The sequence below is a fragment of the Bradyrhizobium sp. UFLA05-108 genome, assembly GCF_059803455.1.
Window position 1 is genome coordinate 80,477 of the sequence record NZ_JBANAZ010000027.1, and the last position, 20,249, is coordinate 100,725.

The window sequence follows — 20,249 nt, forward strand, 5'->3', positions numbered from 1 at the left end:
CGGGCCTTCAGGCTTTGGGCTTGGGTGCGCCCGGTTGTTTCGGCTCCTTGTGCCCCCCGAATCCGGCACGCATGGCGGAGAGGATTTTCTCCGCAAAGGTATGCTCCTTGCGTGACCGGAAGCGGGCAAACAGCGCCGCGGTCAGCACTTCGGCCGGCACCGCCTCGTCGATCGCCGCATTCACGGTCCAGCGCCCTTCGCCGGAATCCTCCACGAACCCCGAATATTCCGCCAGCGCCGGGCTGTCGGCGAGAGCGGTCGAAGTCAGGTCGAGCAGCCAGGACGGGATCACGCTGCCGCGCCGCCAGACCTCGGCAATGTCGGCGAGATCGAAATCGAAACGATGATCCGCCGGCAGCGCCTCGATGTCAGCATTCTTGAGGATGTCAAAACCCTCGGCATAGGCCTGCATCAGGCCGTACTCGATGCCATTGTGGATCATCTTGACGAAATGACCGGCGCCGACCGGGCCGGCGTGGATGTAGCCCTGCTCGATGCGGGGATCGCGGCCCTCGCGTCCGGGCGTACGCGGGATCTCGCCCGCGCCCGGCGCAAGCGTGCCGAAGATCGGATCGAGCCGGTCGACGACGGCTTTGTCGCCACCGATCATCATGCAATAGCCGCGGTCGAGCCCCCAGACGCCGCCGGAGGTGCCGACGTCGACATAGTGGATGCCACGCTCCTTCAGCGCTTTGCCGCGGCGGACGTCGTCCTGCCAGAAGGTGTTGCCGCCGTCGATGATGACGTCACCGGCTTGCATCAGCTTTGCGAGCGTCTCGATCGTCGTCTCGGTGATGCGGCCGGCGGGCAGCATCACCCAGGCGGTGCGCGGCTTGTCGAGCTTGGCGACGAACTCTTCCAGCGTGCTCGCGCCTTGCGCGCCGTCCGCCGCAAGGTCGGCGACGGCCTTGGCGTCCTTGTCATAGACCACGGCCGAATGGCCATTCCGCATCAGCCGGCGGACAATGTTGCCGCCCATCCGGCCGAGGCCGATCATGCCGAGCTGCATTGACCTATCCTCTTTCAGTTCAACGCTTGGGAGAGCGCGGCGTTCAGCGCGGCAAGGCCTTTCTTCAGCCCGCCCTTCAGGTGCACGCGGAGCGCGCGTCGTCCGCGCTCGGTGAGAACATCGAAGTCGCCGCGCGCCTGCGCCGCCTTGATGACGCCAAAGCTCGCCTTCTGGCCCGGCACCGGAAGGTCCTCGGCGTCGTCGGTCGTGATTTGCAGGAACACGCCGCTGTCGGGCCCGCCCTTGTAGGCCTGTCCGGTCGAATGCAGGAAGCGCGGACCGAATTCAGCGGCGGTGGCGACACGGCGCTTTTCGAGCACCTCCGTCCGCATCGCCTGCAAGGCTTCGATCGTGGCCTTGTCGCGCGCGATGTAGCCGAGCAGGGCGACATAGTCGCCTTGCCGGGAGCGGTCGAGATGCGCTCTCAGCCAGGAGGTGAGGTCGCCGTTCGCGCCGGCGGCACGGAGCGCTGCGGCATTGGCGTCGTCGGTGTAGAGATCGGCGTCCGCGGTGCTGACGACCGGCTCCTCCGGCGGCAGCGCGCCGGTCTTCTCGAACGCGGCGGTGAGCTCGCGGGTCTTGATCTTGGCTGCTTCCACGTCGGGCTGGTCGAACGGGTTGATGCCGAGGATGGAGCCCGCGACCGCCGTCGCCATCTCGAAGCGGAAGAACTCCTGGCCGAGATGGTCGACCGACTTCATGAGGATGCGCACCACGGGATGGCCGGCCTTCTCGAGCGCGGAGAGCATCCCGTCATGGACGGCATCTGCTTCACCCTCGGTGCGGATGTCGATGAAGAAGCGGTCGTCTCCATAGACTGAATGATCGACCAGCGGCTCGCCGTCGATCGGGATCAGGCCCTTGCCTTCCTTGCCGGTCGATTCGGCGATGAGCTGCTCGGCCCAGGCGCCGAAATCGGCGATCTTCTTCGAGGCGTAGATCGTCACCTTGTCGCGGCCTTCCAGGCCTGCAAGGCCCATCGCGAGGCCGAGCTGCACGCCGGGATTCTCTTGCGGCGGCACGTCCGGTCCGCATGAGCGAGCCATCGCGAGCGCGTGCCCGATGAAGCTCTTGACGTCTATGCCAGCGGTCGCGGCGGGCACGAGGCCGAACGGCGAAAGCACCGAATAGCGTCCGCCGATGGAGGGTTCGCCGTGGAAGATGCGGGCATAGCTGAGCTTCTTGGCAGCCTTTTCCAGCGAGGAACCGGGATCGGTGACCGCGATGAAGCGGTGGCCGGTCTTCACCGACGGCCCGACCGCCTTGGCGACGCGGTCATAGAAATAATCCTTCATCGCGTTCGGCTCGGTGGTGCCGCCGGATTTGCTGGAGACGATGAAGACGGTGTTGGCGATGTCGATCTTGGCTTCCATCGCCCGTACCTGCGCCGGGTCGGTCGAGTCGAGCACGTGCAGCTTGGGGAAGCCGGCTCTTCTCGCGAACGTCTCGGCCAGAACTTCCGGACCGAGACTCGATCCGCCCATCCCGAGCACGACTGCGTCGGAAAAATGCTGGCCCCTCACCCGGTTCGCATAGTCGGCGTAGTCGGCGACATCGGCCTTCGCCGCGCTGTCGAGCCAGCCGAGCCATTTGTTCTCGTCCGTGCCGGTCCAGACCGACTTGTCGCGCTGCCAGAGCCTGCGGATTTTCGCCGACGCCCGCCAGTCTTCGGTGCTCTTGGTCACGGCCTTGCCGAGCCCCTCGCCCAGCACAAGCTGCTGGCGGTTGATCGCCGTCCCTAGCACGGTGGCGCGCTTATGGGCGACCGCGCCATAGAGCTTGTCGGCGGCGTCGGCAAACAGCTTCACGCCGTCCCTGACGAGCTCCTCGGTGATCTCGTCAAGAGAGATGCCGGAGCGCTCGAGCTCCTCCAGCACGTGGGCGGCCTCCTCGACATTCTCCTCCAGGCTGTCGCGCAGCTTGCCGTGGTCGCGGAACGCATCGAGCGTCGCCGGCGGCACGGTGTTGATGGTGTTCGGGCCGATCAACTCCTCTACATAAAGGACGTCGCTATAATCCTTGTTCTTGGTGCCGGTGGAAGCCCACAGCATCCGCTGCGGCTTCGCACCCTTGGCGGCGAGCTTGTCCCAGCGTGGCCCGGAGAACAGGCGCTTGTAGTCCTGGTAGGCGACCTTTGCATTTGCGATCGCGACCTTGCCCTTGAGCGCCGCGAGACGCTCTTTTTCGCTGGGATCGTTGGCGCGGGCGATCTTGTCGTCGAGCTGCTTGTCGACCACGGTGTCGATGCGGCTGACGAAGAAGCTTGCGACGCTTGCCACATGCGACGGATCGCCGCCGCCAGCCACGTATTTCTCAAGGCCCGCAAGATAGGCCTCGGCGACCTCCAGATAGACCTCCTTGGAGAACAACAGGGTGATGTTGACGCTGATGCCTTCGCCGATGAGCTGTTCGATGGCCGGCAGGCCCTCCGGCGTCGCCGGCACCTTGATCATCAAGTTTTTGCGATCGACATCCTTCCAGAGCCGCCGGGCTTCGGCGACCGTCCCTTTGGTGTCCATGGCCAGATAGGGTGACACCTCCAGGCTGACGAAGCCGTCCTGGCCCTTCAGGTGGTTATAGACCGGGCGCAGCACGTCGGCGGCGTTCTGGATGTCCTCGACTGCGAGCTGCTCGAAGAGGTCGGCGACCGGACGGTCGCCGCGCTTCAGCGCCTTGCCGATCGGGGCGTCATATTCGTCCGAGCTGCCGATCGCCTTTTCGAAGATCGACGGGTTGGAGGTGACGCCCTTGACGCCGTCGGTCTCGATCAGCCGCTTCAGGTCGCCTTCGGCGATGAAGCCGCGGGCCAGGAAATCCAGCCAGACGGCCTGTCCGTGCTTTTCCAGTTCTTTGACGGGATTCATGATCACTCTTTTCTCCGAGCCGGTGGCAGGCGAGGGGTTCCCGCGCCGGTCCTGACGCGCTATGGTGTGTTACCATGGCCTTGGGAGGGAACCAATCAAGGGTATGTGCGTCGTACTCTCGGCATAACTCCGTTGAGAGCGTAGCGATCCAGTTGATCGGGCGCGTCGTTGCGCGAAAGTCGTTGGCCGCCAAGTTTATCGGCCTGAGACCGTAGCGTAGCGTCAGCCTTGGCTGAGCGGAGTTTCGTGTCGCTGGCTCAAGCATTTGCCCGTGCGGCGGGTTGCCTCAGTTCATTCATGAACTGCCGTGCTGGCGGATAAGCATGCACGCAAATTTTGACGACCTTGCGATTGCCGTCACGCCGCGTCCATCTGCCTTTCCTGCCGATCTCGACGTGTCCAACGATCTCGATGTCGGTCATAGCTTTTCCCGCCTCGCAGAGCCGATTGTGCTGGGGTTTGTCATGCCCCTTTTCAGCGCCGCGCTTGCCTTCGAGTTGTGCGGCGGCCTTGGCGCCTGTGAGCGGGCGGCGGGCCGCGCGGGTGTTCTGCTGTTCGGGCTCGTCATCTGCCGACTGATCTGGATGTCGCTGGCCGAGCGGTGCGCGACCGTCAGCCACCACCGCATCCGCGATCTGCGTGCCGGCGATGAATTCCTGCTCTGGGACTCGATCGAAGACGTTTCGGTGCGTGAAAGCTACGGATGCAAAACCGTTATGCTGACGCCGGCGCTGCGGCGGCAACTTCGCAGCGTCAGGAGCAGAGGCGCGATCTCGCCGCGGAATGACACGGATTTCAGCGTCATCGCTCCGGCCGGGCCGGCGACGGACTTCGCGACGCTGCTGCGAGCCTGCCTGGCTTGCCACGACGCGAGCAAGCTGCGCGCCGCATTGCAGCAGAAGAGCCATCACGACGTTCAAGGCTTCGCCGTCAAAGCGTCATAAGTTTGCCGTCGGCGGGGCAGCTATGTTGCGCTGCCGGATGGACCAATCCCCGGTAACGCCCGGATGTTGCCGCGGGGCGACATTTGCTGGAAATTAGCACGTACGGGTATAGATTCGCATAAATAACAGGCAAGTGCCTGTTCGTAACTCACCCGGTGCCTACGTAGTGCGTTGCGCCAACAAGGTGCTCGGGTGTCCAATGATCGTCATGTGCTCACGCTGATTCGAGACGGGCGCTGAGGAACGGTCCGGTAACTGCTTTCGTTTCAGCTTGAGTGGCGGAAATCACGCGGAGAGGGATCATGTACAACGATTCTTTGTTCAACGCTTTCGCTCGGTCGTTCGAGGCGAGAAGCCAGCACGACATGTCGATGGCGGAATATCTGGAATCGTGTCGAAGCGATCCCATGAAGTACGCGAATTCAGCCGAGCGACTACTAGCTGCGATCGGTGAACCCCAGACGATTGACACGGCCAAGGACCCACGCCTTGGCCGTATCTTTTTGAACCGCACGATCCGCACCTATCCGGCCTTCGCCGGCTTCTACGGCATGGAGGAAACGATCGAGCGCATCGTTGGTTTCTTCCGTCACGCCGCGCAAGGGCTCGAAGAACGCAAGCAGATCCTCTATCTGCTCGGCCCGGTCGGCGGCGGCAAATCATCGCTCGCCGAGCGGCTCAAGTCGTTGATGGAGGTGCAGCCCATCTACGTGCTGAAGGCTGGCGATGAACTGAGCCCGGTGTTCGAAAGCCCGCTCAGCCTGTTCGATCCCGAGCAGCTCGGACCGATGCTGGAAGAGAAGTACGGCATTCCGCGCCGGCGTCTCACCGGTCTCATGAGCCCGTGGTGCTACAAGCGGCTGGAGGCCTTCGGCGGCGACATCTCGCAATTCCGCGTCGCCAAGATCCAGCCGTCGCGGCTGCGCCAGATCGCGATCGCCAAGACCGAGCCCGGCGACGAGAACAATCAGGACATCTCCTCGTTGGTCGGCAAGGTCGATATCCGCAAGCTCGAGACCTATGCGCAGAACGACCCGGATGCGTACAGCTATTCCGGCGGTCTCAACCGCGCCAACCAGGGCATCCTCGAGTTCGTCGAGATGTTCAAGGCGCCGATCAAGATGCTGCACCCGCTGCTCACTGCGACGCAGGAGGGCAACTATATCGGCACCGAGAACATCGGTGCGATCCCCTTCACCGGCATCATCCTCGCGCACTCGAACGAGGCCGAGTGGGCGAGCTTCAAGTCCAACAAAAACAACGAAGCCTTCATCGACCGCATCTGCGTGATCAAGGTGCCTTACGTCCTGCGGTACACCGAAGAGCAGAAGATATACGAAAAGCTGATCCAGGGCTCAGAGCTCGCCTCGGCACCTTGCGCGCCTGCGACGCTGGAGACGATGGCGCGGTTCTCGGTGATGTCACGTCTGCGCAAGCACGAAAATTCCACGCTGTTTGCCAAGATGCGGGTGTACGATGGGGAAAGCCTGAAGGAATCAGATCCCAAGGCGCGCAGCGTTCAGGAATACCGTGATGCCGCCGGTGTCGATGAGGGCATGGACGGCGTTTCCACTCGCTTCGCCTTCAAGATCCTGGCCGCGACCTTCAACCACGATCCGCAGGAGGTCGCTGCCGATACCGTGCATCTGATGTACGCGCTGGAACAGGCGATCCGCCGCGAGCAGCTTCCCGAAGAGACCGAGAAACGCTACCTGGAGTTCATCAAGGCCGAGCTTGCGCCGCGTTATGCCGAGTTCATCGGTAACGAGATCCAGAAGGCCTATCTCGAATCCTACTCGGACTACGGCCAAAACCTGTTCGATCGCTACGTGGACTATGCCGATGCCTGGATCGAGGATCAGGACTTCAAGGATCCCGATACGGGACAGCTCCTGGATCGCGAACTCTTGAACCAGGAGTTGACCAAGATCGAGAAGCCGGCCGGCATCGCCAACCCGAAGGACTTCCGGAACGAGGTGGTCAAATTCTCGTTACGGGCCAGGGCTCAGAATAGCGGCAAGAATCCGAACTGGACCTCTTACGAGAAGATTCGCGACGTGATCGAAAAGCGGATATTCTCTCAGGTCGAGGACCTGCTTCCGGTGATCTCGTTCGGTTCGAAGAAGGACGGCGAGACCGAGAAGAAGCACGGCGAGTTTGTCGCACGCATGGTGGAGCGCGGCTACACCGAGCGTCAGGTTCGCCGGCTTGTCGAATGGTACATGCGTGTGAAGCAGGCCGGTTGAGGCGGATGAGACAGTGGCCCACATTATTGACAGGCGCCTGAACCCGGGCGGCAAGAGTCTTGAGAACCGCCAGCGGTTCTTGCGTCGGGCCAAATCCCTGGTGCAGGGCGCCGTCAAGAAGACCTCGCAGGAACGCGATATCAAGGACGTCCTGGAAGGGGGGGAGGTCACGATCCCCCTCGACGGGATGCACGAGCCGCGCTTCCGCCGCGAGGGTGGCACGCGCGACATGGTGTTGCCGGGGAACAAGAAGTTCATCGAGGGCGACTATCTGCAGCGTTCGGGGCAGGGCGGCGCCAAGGACTCCGGTCCCGGTCAAGGTGACAGCGAGGATGCCTTTCGCTTCGTCTTGAGCCGCGACGAGTTCGTCGATCTCTTCCTCGACGATCTCGAGCTTCCCGACCTCGCCAAGCGCAAGATCACCCAGACCGAGAGTGAGGGCATCCAGCGCGCCGGCTACACCACGTCTGGCTCACCTGCGAACATCTCCGTCAACCGGACCGTCCAGCTCGCGCTCGCCCGCCGTATCGCGTTGCGCCGTCCGCGCAAGAGCGAGATCGATGAGCTGGAAGCAAGGATCGCCGAATGCGCCGACGAGGACGAGCGCGCGGCGCTCCTCACTGAGCTCGAGAGGCTGAAGGCGAAATCCAAGCGCATCCCCTTCATCGATCCGCTCGACATCCGCTACCGCCGCTTCGAGACGGTGCCGAAGCCTGTGGCGCAGGCGGTGATGTTCTGCCTGATGGACGTCTCCGGCTCGATGTCCGAGCACATGAAGGATCTCGCCAAGCGTTTCTACATGCTGCTCTACGTCTTCCTGAAGCGCCGCTACAAGCACGTCGAGATCGTCTTCATCCGCCACACTGACCGCGCGGAGGAGGTGGACGAGCAGACCTTCTTCTATGGTCCGGCCTCGGGCGGCACGCTGGTGTCGAGCGCGCTCCAGGCGATGCATGAGATCGTGCGCGAGCGCTTCAATCCGTCGGACTGGAACATCTACGCAGCCCAGGCCTCCGACGGTGACAACTCCTATTCCGACGGCGAGCTCGCCGGCATGCTCCTGACCGAGAAGATCCTGCCGGTCTGCCAGTTCTTCGCCTATCTCGAGGTCGGGGAGTCCGGTGGCAGCGCGTTCGATCTCTCCGACTCCTCGCTCTGGACGCTTTATGACCGCCTGCGCAACAGCGGCGCGCCGCTGTCGATGCGCAAGGTCAGTGAGCGCAGCGAGATCTTCCCGGTGTTCCACGACCTGTTCCAACGCCGCGAAAATCAGGAGAAGGCCGCTCCATGACGGACAAGACCGGGCGATTGTTCGAGGGCGCGGATTGGGACTTCCACACCTTGCAGCGTATCCACGATGCCTGCGAGGATGTGGCGAAGAAGGAGCTCGGCCTTGACGTCTATCCGAACCAGATCGAGGTGATCACCGCCGAACAGATGCTGGACGCGTATTCCTCCGTCGGCATGCCGCTGTTCTACAAGCACTGGTCGTTCGGCAAGCACTTCGCCTTCCACGAGGCCTCCTACCGCAAGGGCCTGATGGGCCTCGCCTACGAGATCGTCATCAACTCTTCGCCATGCATCTCCTATTTGATGGAGGAGAACACGGCGACGATGCAGACGCTGGTGATTGCGCATGCTGCGTTCGGCCACAACCACTTCTTCAAGAACAACTATCTGTTCAAGCAGTGGACCGATGCCGACGGCATCCTGGACTATCTCGACTTCGCCAAGACCTACGTCTCGCAATGCGAGGCGCGTTATGGCCGCGTCGAGGTCGAGCGCACGCTCGACGCGGCGCATGCGCTGATGTCGCACGGCATCGACCGGTATCCCGGCAAAAAGAATATCGATCTGCGGGCTGAGGAAAAGCGCGCCGGCCGCCGCCGTCAGCACGAGGAGGAGGTCTTCAACGACCTCTGGCGCACCGTGCCCAAGGGGGCGGCCAAGAGCCGGTCGGTGCTGAGCATCGAGCGTCGCCGCAAGCTGCTCGGTTTACCGCAGGAGAATCTGCTCTACTTCCTGGAAAAGAGCGCGCCGCGGCTGGCGCCCTGGCAGCGTGAATTGCTGCGCATCGTCCGCCACATCGCGCAGTATTTCTACCCGCAGAGCCAGACCAAGGTGATGAACGAGGGGACAGCGACCTACGTCCACTATCGCATCATGTCGACCCTGCATAAGCAGGGCCGCATCACCGACGGCAACTTCCTCGAATTCCTCCAGTCACACACCAACGTGGTGTTCCAGCCCGAGTTCGACGATCCGCGCTTCTCCGGCTTCAATCCCTATGCGCTCGGTTTTGCGATGATGCAGGATATCGAGCGGATTGCGACCAATCCGGAAGCTGAGGACCGAGAGTGGTTCCCGGACATTGCCGGCAAGGGCGACGCCATCGGCGTGCTGCGCGACGTCTGGGCGAATTACCGCGACGAGAGCTTCATCGGGCAGTTCCTCAGCCCCAGGCTGATGCGGCACCTGCGCATGTTCCATCTCCACGACGACCCCGAGGAGCGCGCCGGCATTCGGGTCGACGCCATCCATGACGAGCGCGGCTTCCGTCGCGTCCGCCGCGAGCTGGCGCGGCAGCACGATGTCGGCTTCATCGATGCCAATATCGAGGTGGTCGACGTCGATCTCGCCGGCGATCGTCGGCTGATCCTGCATCACCACGTCATCAAGGGTTCGCAGCTCAGCGAGACCGACGCCAAGCGCGTGCTCCAGCATCTGGCCGATCTCTGGACCTACGACGTGTCGTTGATAGAGGTGGATGCCAACGACAAGGTTTTGCGGGAGTACGTCGTGAGCCCGCGGCCGATCCCCGCAGCGGCGTAACGCTCACGCGTGAAGCGTGCCCCGCGATGGAGTCCGGCAAGCCGCATCCCCATTTTCGCCGTCATGCCCCGGCTTGACCGGGAAATCCAGTACGCCGCGGCTTCTCGATTGAGAGACGCCGTCTCTGGAATGCTGGATCGCCCCGTCAAGCCGGGCGATGACAGCTGAGCTTGGGGCGGCGACACCAACCTCCGTCGACATCACGGCCGCAAATACAAATACCCCCGCGATTGCAGCTCCGCGAGGCGAACTACGCCGCCTTTTTCCGCGCTGACGAAGCCGGGCAAGAGATCCTTCAGCGTGATGTTCTGCGCCTTCATGGTGTTGCCGCAGGCGGCGAGCTCCACGCCGTCCCGGGAGAAATCGCCGACGCGCTTGCTGACGTCGGGATTGGCTTGCGCCGAGTGAAACGCCTTGAGCGCCGGCCCGTGGATGACGAGCGCGATCGTCACGTGCTCCGGGCCGCCGACGCCGTCGATATGGTTCTGGATGTTGCCGAGCACGAAGTTGACCTTCTCGGCATCGCTCAGATGATAGACCACCTTCAGCCTGTCTGCTGGCGTCGGTTCGGTCGCGGCCTTCGCGCGCGACGCGGCGAAGGCCGCGCCCAACGTTGACACTGCGCTCCACAAGATATTACGTCGATTCATCGCGTGCTCCGAAGTTCGGGTCGAACCTATCACTTGTGGCGAAGCGCGGCGAGTTCCTTGCGGTCGGTCACGAGCGAGGCGCACTCGCTGGTGTCGGTGCGGTCGAGTCGGAAAATCTTGTCGTCGGCGCCGGCGACCAGCGATTCCTTGGCGTCGTCGTCAAGTTTGTTGTTCTGCCAGACCTTGATGCGCTCGAGCCGCACGATCGCCGATTTATCATCCTTCGCCAGCGCGATCCCGATGCCGCCGCCGTCGCAATCGACGCCGCAGCCGAAGCGGACCTCGTCGCCATTGTCCTGAAACAGCGCGTGACCGCAGGAGCCGGAGGTGTCGAAGTCGCCCGAGCGGTGCCGATATCGGAAGCCGAGGCGGAAGGCGTAGTGCAGCTCCTTGTCTTCTTTCTCGTATTCGGCCGAGACCAGCAGCTTCATGGACGCAACCTTCTGCTTCGGATGCCGGTCCAGATGGTCGGCATCGTAGCGGCGGACGAAGCAGGCATAGGCCTTGTGGCCGGGCGCGCCTGCAAACATTCGCGCGTCAAAAGCATCGGACTGGACCTTGCTGGCCTCCTGGGCGTGGCCGGTGCCGCCGAGAGCGGCGAGGGTGAGGGCGACGAGAAGGGGGTGTTTCATGTGTGGTCCAGAGCTCTCTTCGAACCGAAGTGTCCGGCTGGTGGTCGGGCAGGGTATTTGGCGGTTAGTCGCTACGCGGGCGGGATGCGTTCACCTGCCCTCGATGACCCGGCACGTCTGGCGCGCCCGGATTTAGTTATCCCCCGGATGGCCGAATGCTGATACACGCGCGTGATGCAGTCGACTTTAGCCAATCCGGGCCACTCATGATCCGGCGTGCCTTCATCCGGGCTATCGGGCTCCTGGCGGCCGCGCCATGGCTTGCGGTGAACGCCCAGCCGGTCCCGCGCAGGAAGCTCGTCGGCATGGTCTCCTCGTTCAGCGAGCAGCAATTGCTGCCGCTCCGCGCTGCGCTCCTGGACCGGCTGCGCGAGCTCGGCTGGCGTGATGGCGACAATCTGGAGTTCGACCTGCGGCTGGCGAAGCCGATGTCATCCTCCCTGTCGGAGGCCTCGGCTTCGTTGGTGCAACGGAAGCCGGACCTGCTGATCGCACAGGGAAGTCCTACGCTCGAGGCAATGCGCAAGTACTCGGGCGCGATACCCGTCGTATTCCTGTTGGTGGCTGATCCGGTCGAGCTCGGCGTGGTGGCGTCCCTGTCACACCCCGGAGGAAGCCTCACCGGCTTCACGAATTTCGAACTCGCGGTCGGGGGCAAATGGGTCGATCTGCTGAAGGCCGTCGACACGACGATCGAGCGCATCGTCCTGATCGCCAATCCCGACAATAACACCAGCGCCCCGTTCGCGCGCCAGATCGAGAGCGACGGACGCGAAAGCGGCGTGAACGTGCAGACGGTTTACGTCCGCGATGCCGGCGAGATCGAGCGCGCCGTTCGCGGTGCAGGAGGTTTGCCCAGGGCTGGGCTGATGACGCTGCCCGACTCCCTGCCGATCCTGCATCAGGATCTGATCGTCGGCTTGACCAACGAGCTGCGCATTCCCAGCATCCATCCGTTCCGCAGCTTTCCGACAAGCGGCGCGCTGATGTCGTACGGGCTGGATTTCCCGGACTTGTTCCGCCAGGTCGCTTCCTATGCAGATAGCATTCTTCGCGGAACGAAGCCGGCCGATCTTCCGGTGCAGGCGCCGACAAAATTCGAGCTGGTCATCAATTTGAGGACGGCGAAGCTGTTGGGGATCGCGGTGCCGCCGGCACTGCTGGCGAGCGCCGACGAAGCCATCGAGTGAGTGAACGCTCGCTTGGCGAGAAGTTCCGTTGCGAGCTTTAGTCGCTCGCGACATGAGGAAAGTTCAAAGCACCCAGCGAGCATTTTCGCTCGGAACCCATGCCGACGCTTCGCGAGAAGCTCTGATCTAGTCGCACTTTGCTTGTTCCTCGCGGGCGATGTGATAGCCTGCAGCTTGCACGTTGAGCTCTTCGAGAGCTGAACGTGCAAGCCGCCATTTGCAAGTTTGTGGAGCCCCAGTAATGGGTGAAATTCGCAACTTCAAATCGGGGAATCAGGGTGAGCCGCCGCGTAACGCGATGCCTCGCCGCCTCGCCGCCATTATCGTCGGTGACATCGCCTCCTACAGCCGTTTGATGCAGGCCGACGAGGAAGGCACGCATGTCCGCGTCAAGCGGATCGAGCGCGATCTGATCCAGCCCAGCATAGTCGAGCACCACGGCACGCTGATCAAGACGACCGGCGACGGCTTCATCGCGATTTTCGACAGTCCCGTCGAGGCCGTTCGGTGCAGCATCGTCATCCAGCAAAATCTCGTCGGCCGCAACGCCACGCTTCCGAATCATTCCCGGATCGAATACCGGATTGGTGTCAATCTCGGTGATGTCATCGTGGAGCCGGACGACGTCTACGGCGACGGCGTCAATATTGCGACGCGGATCGAAGGGATTGCCGAGCCCGGTCAGGTCTTCATCTCAGGCGCGATCTATGAGCAGATCAAGCACAAGGTGGTGTGCGGCTACGAGTCGCTCGGGGATCGCAAGGTCAAGAATATCACCGATCCAGTGCGCGTCTATCGCGTGCTGCCGGACGCTGACGCCGTCGGCAGGACACGAGGTCGGCGCGAGAACATCCTGCTGTTTCTCCTCGGCCTGACGTTGCTCGTGATCGCGAGCGGCGTGCTTTGGTACCTGCTCGTGCAGCAACGCCCCCGCCTCGATCAACACGCGGCAGCTCCCCCCGCCGCGGCTCCCGCATCCCCGGCGCCGCAATCCGTTCCAACAGAATCCGGTTCGATGGCGCCGGCGCCGCAGGCCGCCCCCGTTGCCTCTCCGTCGCCGACAGCAATGCCATCGCCGGCGCCTGCGCCTCCACCGGTCCCGGCGCAATCCACGGCACAGGTCCAGGAGCCGGAAATGATCGCGATCCGCGCCGGCAGTTTTGCGATGGGCAGCAACGAGGATCCGACGGAAAGACCGATCCACCAGGTTGCGATCAAACCGTTCGCGATCGGGAAATATCCAGTGACTGTCCGTGAATGGAACGAATGTGCGGCGGCAAAGGCCTGCGGATTTACGGCAACCGGAAAGGACGACGCCGCCGTCACGAATGTAAGCTGGACGGACGCGCAGCAATATGCGGGCTGGCTCGCGCAGGCGACGAAGAAGCCGTACCGGCTTCCGAGCGAAGCCGAATGGGAATATGCCGCCCGCGGGGGTACCCAGACCAAGTACTGGTGGGGCGACAAGCCGCAGTCGGGCATGGCGGCTTGCAAGGATTGCGGAGACGTATCGGCTGATCAGCCGGTCAAGGTCGGCAGCTTTAAGCCCAATCCCTTTGGACTCTACGACATGGGAGGCGGCGTCGATCAGTGGGTCGCGGATTGCTGGCACAAGAACTACCAGGGCGCTCCGGCCGACGGCTCGGCCTGGAGCGGCGACTGCACTTCGCATGTTCTGCGCTCGGGGTCCTGGAAGAACGACGCGCGCTATGTGCGACCGGCGAACCGCGACAGCTACGATACCAATGTTCGCTATCCGACCCACGGCTTCCGCATAGCGCTTGGTCCGTAAGCGCGGAAGGAGATGCGATGAAGATCGTCTGCTGCCTCGCGCTTTCAGTGCTGCTCGCATCGTCCTCCAGCGCAGCCTATTCGCAAGGCAAGCCGGCGCCGAAGGACGCAAAGCTCTATTTCATCACGCCGCGCGATGGTCAGAAGATCAAAGGCGGATTCTGGGTCCGGTTCGGCCTCCGCAACATGGGCGTGACGCACGCCGGCGACGACTACCAGAACAGCGGCCATCATCATCTGCTGGTCGACGTCAACGAGCCGATCGACCCCAAGGAGCCGATTCCGCAGGACAAAACGCATCTTCATTTTGGAGCGGGGCAGACCGAGACCTTTCTCGAGCTTCCGCCGGGCACCCATACGCTTCAGCTGGTGCTGGGCGATGCGAAGCACTATCCGTTCGACCCGCCCGTTGTGTCGAGCAAGGTCAGCGTTCGGGTCAGATAGGATTTCGTCCGGTCTGTTGGCTAGCGCAGGCCGGCGTTGATCTTGTCCAGCACGGCCGAGCCCGGGCACAGCGCGTCCGCTTCCAGCGTGTTGAGGGGCGTCTCGACCGTGTTGAGATGCTCGTGCATATCGTCCGCGTCGGGGTCGACATACAGCAGGCCTGTGACGATCTGTCCCTTGGCGGCGTGCTTCTGCAGGAAGTTTTGGGCGCCGAGCCGGTCGTGCGGATCGTAGTCGGCATCGATTTTGCGCAGCGCGATCTTGCTGCCGTCATGCTGCTCGACGACCTGCACGGAGCCAGGGGCGTAGTCGACGCTGATCGGATCCCGCCCGACCAGCACGTCGAGCCGGTTCACCGCGTCATTGTGCTCGCGGACATAGTCAAAGCTCTTGGTCGAGCCGGCGTGATTGTTGAAGGCGATGCAGGGACTGATCACGTCGATGAACGCCGCGCCCTTGTGGCGGATCGCGGCGGCGATGAGTGGTACAAGTTGCGTCTTGTCGCCGGAGAAGCTGCGCGCGACGAAGGTCGCCCCCAACTGCAGCGCGATCGCGACGAGGTCGATGGCGTTGTCGGTGTTGGTGACGCCCTTCTTGGATTTCGAGCCGCGGTCGGCGGTGGCCGAGAACTGGCCCTTGGTCAGACCATAGACGCCGTTGTTCTCGACGATATAGGTCATGTTGACGCCGCGCCGGATCGAATGTGCGAACTGGCCGAAACCGATCGAGGCGGAATCGCCGTCGCCGGAGACGCCGAGATAGATCAGGTCACGATTTGCGAGGTTGGCGCCGGTCAGCACGGAAGGCATACGACCGTGCACTGAGTTGAAGCCGTGCGAATTGCCGAGGAAGTAGTCGGGCGTCTTCGATGAGCAGCCGATGCCGGAAATCTTCGCCACCCGGTGCGGCTCGATCGAGAGTTCGTAACAGGCCTCGATGATCGAGGCCGTGATCGAGTCGTGACCGCAGCCGGCGCACAGCGTCGAGATCTTGCCCTCGTAGTCGCGATGCGTGTAGCCGAGCTCGTTCTTCTTCAGGCCCGGGTGATGAAATTTCGGCTTTGCAATGTAGGTCATGACACGGCCTTGCGGAGCGGGGTCACCTTGAGGTGATCCTGGTGGTCGCCAATGGCTTTTGCGATGAAGCGGGCGGTGATGGGCGAGCCGTCGTAATGCACGATCGGCACGAGACGCACCGGGTCGATGCCGTTCTCGTTGACGATGAGCTGACGGAGCTGGCTGTCGCGGTTCTGCTCGACGACGTAGACGAAATCGTGCTCGGCGAGGAAGCTCGCGACGCTCGAATGGAACGGGAAGGCACGGATGCGCAACCGGTCGAGCTGATGCCCGCGGACTTCCAGAAGGCCGATCGCCTCGTCCATCGCCGGCGCCGTGGAGCCGAAATAGATCACGCCATATTTGGTCGGCCGTTCCGCATTGGCCTGGAGCGGCCGCGGCACGAGATCCTGCGCTGTCTCGAACTTGCGCACCAGGCGCTGCATGTTGTCGGCATAGACCGTGCCCTCCTCGGAGTAGCGCGCATAGCGGTCGCGCGAGGTGCCGCGGGTGAAGTAGGAGCCCTTGGTCGGATGCGTGCCGGGATAGGTGCGATAGGGGATGCCATCACCGTCGACGTCGAGATAGCGGCCAAAGTCGCGGCCTTCTTCCAGCATTTCCGCGGTCATCACCTTGCCGCGGTCATACTGCCGCGCGTCGTCCCACTTCAGCGGACGGCAGAGGCGGTGGTTCATGCCGATATCGAGATCGAGCATCAGGAAGATCGTGGTCTGAAGCCGTTCGGCGAGATCGAACGCGGCTGCCGCGAACTCGAAGGCCTCAGCCGGATCTTCCGGGAACAGCAGCACGTGCTTGGTGTCGCCATGCGAGGCATAGGCGCAGGCGATGATGTCGCATTGCTGTGTGCGGGTCGGCATGCCAGTCGAGGGGCCGGCGCGCTGGATGTTCATGATCACGGCCGGAATCTCGGCGAAATACGAGAGGCCGATGAACTCCGTCATCAGCGAGATGCCGGGGCCCGACGTTGCGGTGAAGGCTCGCGCGCCGTTCCAGGAGGCGCCGATCACGATGCCGATGGAGGCGAGCTCGTCTTCGCCCTGCACGATCGCGTATTTCGCCTTGCCGGTCTCGGGATCGTGCCGGTACTTCTTGCAATGGCTGGTGAAGGCTTCCGCAACCGACGAGGACGGTGTGATCGGATACCACGCGCACACCGTCGCGCCGCCATAGACGGCACCGAGCGCCGCGGCACTGTTGCCTTCGATGAAGATGCGGTCGCCGACCTTGTCGGCCTTCTTCACCCGCAGCCCGATCGGACATTTCAGATTCTGCAATGCCCAGTCGCGACCGAGATGCAGCGCATGGACGTTGGAGGAGAGCAGCTTCTCCTTGCCCTTGTACTGCTCGCCGATCAGCTGCTCGATCACCTTGGGATCCATGTCGAGCAGCGCCGCGAGTGCGCCGAGATAGATGATGTTCTTGAATAGTTGTCGCTGGCGCGGATCGGTATAGGTCGAGTTGGTGATCGCGGTCAGGGGAACGCCAATAACGGTGATGTCGCCTCGGAATTTCGTCGACGGCATCGGCTTGGTGGAATCGTAGAACAGGTAGCCGCCGGGCTCGATGCCGGCGACGTCCTTGTCCCAGGTCTGCGGGTTCATCGCCACCATCATGTCGACGCCGCCGCGGGCGCCGAGATGGCCGGCTTCGGTCACCCGCACTTCATACCAGGTCGGCAGGCCCTGGATATTGGAGGGGAAGATGTTGCGTGGGGAGACCGGCACACCGTGGCGCAGGATCGCGCGGGCAAACAGCTCGTTGGCCGAAGCCGAGCCCGAGCCGTTGACGTTGGCGAAACGGACGACGAAGTCGTTTACGCTGCTGATCGGCTTTTTGTCGGACATGATGATCCTGCGTAGGTCATATCGATGAGGTATTTCTGCATGTCCCAGGCTCCGGTGGGACAACGCTCGGCGCACAGCCCGCAATGCAGGCAGACGTCCTCGTCCTTCACCATCACACGCCCGGTCTTGAGATCGCCGGAGACGTAGAGATCCTGGTCGGGATGCATCGATGGCGCCTTCAGGCGCTGGCGCAGATCGGCCTCTTCCCCGTTCTCCGTGAAGGTGATGCAATCCATCGGGCAGATGTCGACGCAGGCATCGCACTCGATGCACAGAGAGGTCGAGAATACGGTCTGCACGTCGCAGTTCAGGCAGCGATGCGCCTCGCCGAGCGCGAGCTTGACGTCGTAGCCGAGCTCGACCTCGGCGCGGATGTCCTTCAGGGCCACCACCTTGTCGCGGTGCGGCACCTTGAAGCGCTTCTCCGGCGAGATGTCGTTGTCATAGCTCCACTCGTGGATGCCCATCTTCTGCGAGGTGACATGCACGGCAGGCAGCGGCCGCTCATTGATATCCTCGCCCGAGAGCAGCCTGTGGATCGACAGCGCGGCGTCGTGGCCGTGCGAAACCGCCCAGATGATGTTCTTCGGCCCGAAGGCGGCGTCGCCACCGAAGAAGACCTTTGGGTTGGTCGAGGCGAAGGTCTTGGGATCGACCTTCGGCATGTTCCATTTGTCGAACTCGATGCCGCAGTCGCGCTCGATCCAGGGGAACGCGTTCTCCTGGCCGACCGCCACCAGCACGTCGTCGCAGGGAATGGTCTGATCCGGTTCGCCTGAGGGGACGAGATTGCGCCGGCCCTTGGTGTCGTATTCGGCCCGGACCTTCTGGAAGGTGACGCCGATGAGCTTGCCGCCTACATGCTTGAATTCCACGGGCACCATGTAATTGAGGATCGGGATGTCCTCGTGGATGGCGTCTTCCTTCTCCCAGGGAGAGGCCTTCATCTCCTCGAAGCCGGAGCGCACAATGACCTTGACGTCCTGGCCGCCGAGCCGGCGCGCGGTGCGGCAGCAATCCATCGCGGTGTTGCCGCCGCCGAGCACGATCACGCGCTTGCCGATCTTGTCGGTGTGGCCGAACGAGACCGAGGACAGCCAGTCGATGCCGATGTGTATATTCGCGGCTGCCTCCTTGCGGCCGGGAATGTCGAGCTCGCGGCCGCGCGGCGCGCCGGAGCCGACGAAGATCGCGTCGTACTTGTCCGCGAGCAGGGCCTTCATGCTTTCGACGCGGTGGCCGCCTTTGAATTCGACGCCGAGATCGAGGATGTAGCCGGTCTCCTCGTCGATCACGGAATTGGGCAGGCGGAATTTCGGGATCTGTGAGCGCATCATGCCGCCGGCTTCGGGATCGGCATCGAACACCGTGCAGTGATAGCCGAGCGGTGCGAGATCGCGCGCCACGGTCAGCGACGCCGGGCCACCGCCAACCAGCGCGATGCGCTTGCCGTTCTTCGGCGAGGGACGCGGCAGGCGCTGCTTGATGTCATCCTTGAAGTCGGCCGCGACGCGCTTCAGGCGGCAGATCGCCACCGGAGTTTCCTCGACGCGTCCGCGGCGGCACGCCGGCTCGCATGGACGATCGCAGGTGCGTCCCAGAATTCCGGGAAACACGTTCGATTTCCAATTGACCATATAGGCGTCGCTATAGCGGCCTTGTGCGATCAGACGGATGTATTCGGGAACCGGGGTGTGCGCAGGACAGGCCCACTGGCAATCGACTACCTTGTGAAAGTAGTCGGGGGCCGCGATATCGGTCGGTTTCATTCCTACCCTGTCCGCACAGGCCCAAAGACCCGGCGGCCTTCTTGAGCTTGGCGAACGCTTACGCGTCGATATGGTTCTTAAATTGGATCATAGGCTTACCTTATTAGAACCAATCCGAAGCGCGCACAAAGGCAAATTTGGGCAATGCTGTGCTTTCATAGGAGCTACGCACACACAGCATTAACACTCGCGCATTCCATGCGGCGGTGCAGCATCCCGTGATGCGTGTGATAATTTCAGCCGCGTGCGATGTCGCTCTTCGCAAGATCCCACATCAGGCAGTAGGTGCCGACGGAAACGGGAAGCGACGACGGTGATGCTGCTGGACCGGTGAAGCGTTCGGCAATCACGGCAGAGACGGCGCTGACACGCGTGCCGTCGATCAGCACGAACCAATCGTTGGCGCCCGGGCTGCGCACCGGAATTTCCGCTGTCGGGCCGGAAAGCTCTGCATCGCTCTCGAGTAGATGCATGGAGATGATGCCGTCGTATTTTTCCGGCGCCAGCTTTTCCCGCAATGCATCGCGTAATCGTCCGGCATTGTCGGGCGTTGGGCGCAGCCGTACCACGCCGAGCGCGACACCGCGTCCGGTGCCGCGACTGATGGTGATGCACGCCACCGCGCGGATCATGTTCTCAAACCGTGCCATGGTCTGGCGCGACCAGTCGGTCGGGTTTGCAAGCCGCGCCCGATAAGCGGGACTGTCGAGCACGTCGAGCGTCGCAGTCGAATACAGGCAGAGATATTTGGGGCTGGCAGCGTGCGCGACATAGCGCCGCGCCTCCAGAAAGCCGTCGATCGCAACACGCTCCGCAAGATGTTCGCGATCATACCAGCGGTTGAAATCGGCCTCATGCTCCGCGTCGATGTTCATCGACGTCAGCAGCATGCCCTTCCCGGCGAGCGGCATTCTTCTTATTCCTTCCCTGCGAACACTCGACCCTCATGGTGAGGAGC

At 62.8% G+C, this 20,249-nt stretch carries 15 protein-coding genes; 7 read left to right on the top strand and 8 right to left on the bottom strand.

What is annotated here, in order from left to right:
* Window positions 1–7: 7 nt before the first annotated feature.
* A complete protein-coding gene (gnd, locus tag SO140_RS20995; RefSeq protein WP_449381074.1) occupies window positions 8–1,009 on the bottom strand; it encodes a phosphogluconate dehydrogenase (NAD(+)-dependent, decarboxylating) in 1,002 nt (333 codons plus the stop codon).
* A gap of 14 nt (window positions 1,010–1,023) precedes the next feature.
* On the bottom strand, window positions 1,024–3,873 hold the full coding sequence (locus tag SO140_RS21000) for a bifunctional transaldolase/phosoglucose isomerase (RefSeq protein WP_474799638.1): 2,850 nt from the start codon (window positions 3,871–3,873) through the stop codon (window positions 1,024–1,026).
* A 281-nt stretch (window positions 3,874–4,154) separates the two neighbouring features.
* On the opposite strand from SO140_RS21000, the gene SO140_RS21005 reads away from it, so the two are divergent.
* The 4 genes from SO140_RS21005 (at window position 4,155) to SO140_RS21020 (ending at window position 9,895) form a co-directional block, all read left to right on the top strand.
* On the top strand, window positions 4,155–4,817 hold the full coding sequence (locus tag SO140_RS21005) for a hypothetical protein (RefSeq protein WP_449381072.1): 663 nt from the start codon (window positions 4,155–4,157) through the stop codon (window positions 4,815–4,817).
* Window positions 4,818–5,119: 302 nt separating this feature from the next.
* Entirely contained in the window at window positions 5,120–7,063 is a 1,944-nt protein-coding gene (locus SO140_RS21010) for a PrkA family serine protein kinase (RefSeq protein ID WP_449381071.1), read from the top strand.
* A 13-nt stretch (window positions 7,064–7,076) separates the two neighbouring features.
* Window positions 7,077–8,354 (top strand): YeaH/YhbH family protein, encoded by a 1,278-nt coding sequence (locus tag SO140_RS21015; protein WP_474799635.1) that lies wholly within the window; start codon window positions 7,077–7,079, stop codon window positions 8,352–8,354.
* Window positions 8,351–9,895 carry a SpoVR family protein gene (locus tag SO140_RS21020; protein ID WP_449381069.1) on the top strand — a complete coding sequence of 515 codons (1,545 nt, stop codon included), beginning with the start codon at window positions 8,351–8,353 and terminating at the stop codon, window positions 9,893–9,895. Before SO140_RS21015 ends, SO140_RS21020 begins: the two co-directional genes overlap by 4 nt.
* A gap of 200 nt (window positions 9,896–10,095) precedes the next feature.
* Here the strand turns inward: SO140_RS21020 and SO140_RS21025 are convergent, their stop codons facing one another.
* Both SO140_RS21025 and SO140_RS21030 read right to left on the bottom strand, forming a co-directional pair.
* The gene (locus tag SO140_RS21025) at window positions 10,096–10,545 is read right to left on the bottom strand and encodes a DsrE family protein (RefSeq protein ID WP_449381068.1); all 450 of its coding nucleotides are present in this window, start codon (window positions 10,543–10,545) and stop codon (window positions 10,096–10,098) included.
* A gap of 29 nt (window positions 10,546–10,574) precedes the next feature.
* A complete protein-coding gene (locus tag SO140_RS21030) occupies window positions 10,575–11,177 on the bottom strand; it encodes a hypothetical protein (protein ID WP_449381067.1) in 603 nt (200 codons plus the stop codon).
* A gap of 206 nt (window positions 11,178–11,383) precedes the next feature.
* Here SO140_RS21030 and SO140_RS21035 point away from each other — a divergent pair, with 206 nt between their 5' ends.
* From SO140_RS21035 to SO140_RS21045, 3 genes are all read left to right on the top strand, one after another.
* Complete coding sequence (locus tag SO140_RS21035; RefSeq protein ID WP_449381066.1) at window positions 11,384–12,367, top strand: ABC transporter substrate-binding protein; 984 nt, start codon at window positions 11,384–11,386, stop codon at window positions 12,365–12,367.
* 241 nt (window positions 12,368–12,608) lie between these two features.
* Window positions 12,609–14,159 (top strand): SUMF1/EgtB/PvdO family nonheme iron enzyme, encoded by a 1,551-nt coding sequence (locus SO140_RS21040; RefSeq protein ID WP_449381065.1) that lies wholly within the window; start codon window positions 12,609–12,611, stop codon window positions 14,157–14,159.
* Window positions 14,160–14,176: 17 nt separating this feature from the next.
* Window positions 14,177–14,602, top strand: a complete 426-nt coding sequence (locus SO140_RS21045; protein WP_449381064.1) for a DUF4399 domain-containing protein — start codon at window positions 14,177–14,179, stop codon at window positions 14,600–14,602.
* 20 nt (window positions 14,603–14,622) lie between these two features.
* Here the strand turns inward: SO140_RS21045 and SO140_RS21050 are convergent, their stop codons facing one another.
* The 4 genes from SO140_RS21050 to SO140_RS21065 all read right to left on the bottom strand — a co-directional run bounded on the left by SO140_RS21050 (window position 14,623) and on the right by SO140_RS21065 (window position 20,202).
* Window positions 14,623–15,678, bottom strand: a complete 1,056-nt coding sequence (locus SO140_RS21050; protein WP_449381063.1) for a 2-oxoacid:ferredoxin oxidoreductase subunit beta — start codon at window positions 15,676–15,678, stop codon at window positions 14,623–14,625.
* Window positions 15,675–17,522, bottom strand: coding sequence for a 2-oxoacid:acceptor oxidoreductase subunit alpha (locus tag SO140_RS21055; protein WP_449381062.1), 1,848 nt, complete (start codon window positions 17,520–17,522; stop codon window positions 15,675–15,677). The genes SO140_RS21050 and SO140_RS21055 overlap by 4 nt, the downstream gene beginning before the upstream one ends.
* Window positions 17,492–19,291 carry an FAD-dependent oxidoreductase gene (locus SO140_RS21060; protein WP_449381061.1) on the bottom strand — a complete coding sequence of 600 codons (1,800 nt, stop codon included), beginning with the start codon at window positions 19,289–19,291 and terminating at the stop codon, window positions 17,492–17,494. Before SO140_RS21060 ends, SO140_RS21055 begins: the two co-directional genes overlap by 31 nt.
* Before the next feature lie 236 nt (window positions 19,292–19,527).
* Entirely contained in the window at window positions 19,528–20,202 is a 675-nt protein-coding gene (locus SO140_RS21065; protein WP_449381060.1) for a hypothetical protein, read from the bottom strand.
* Window positions 20,203–20,249: the final 47 nt, after the last annotated feature.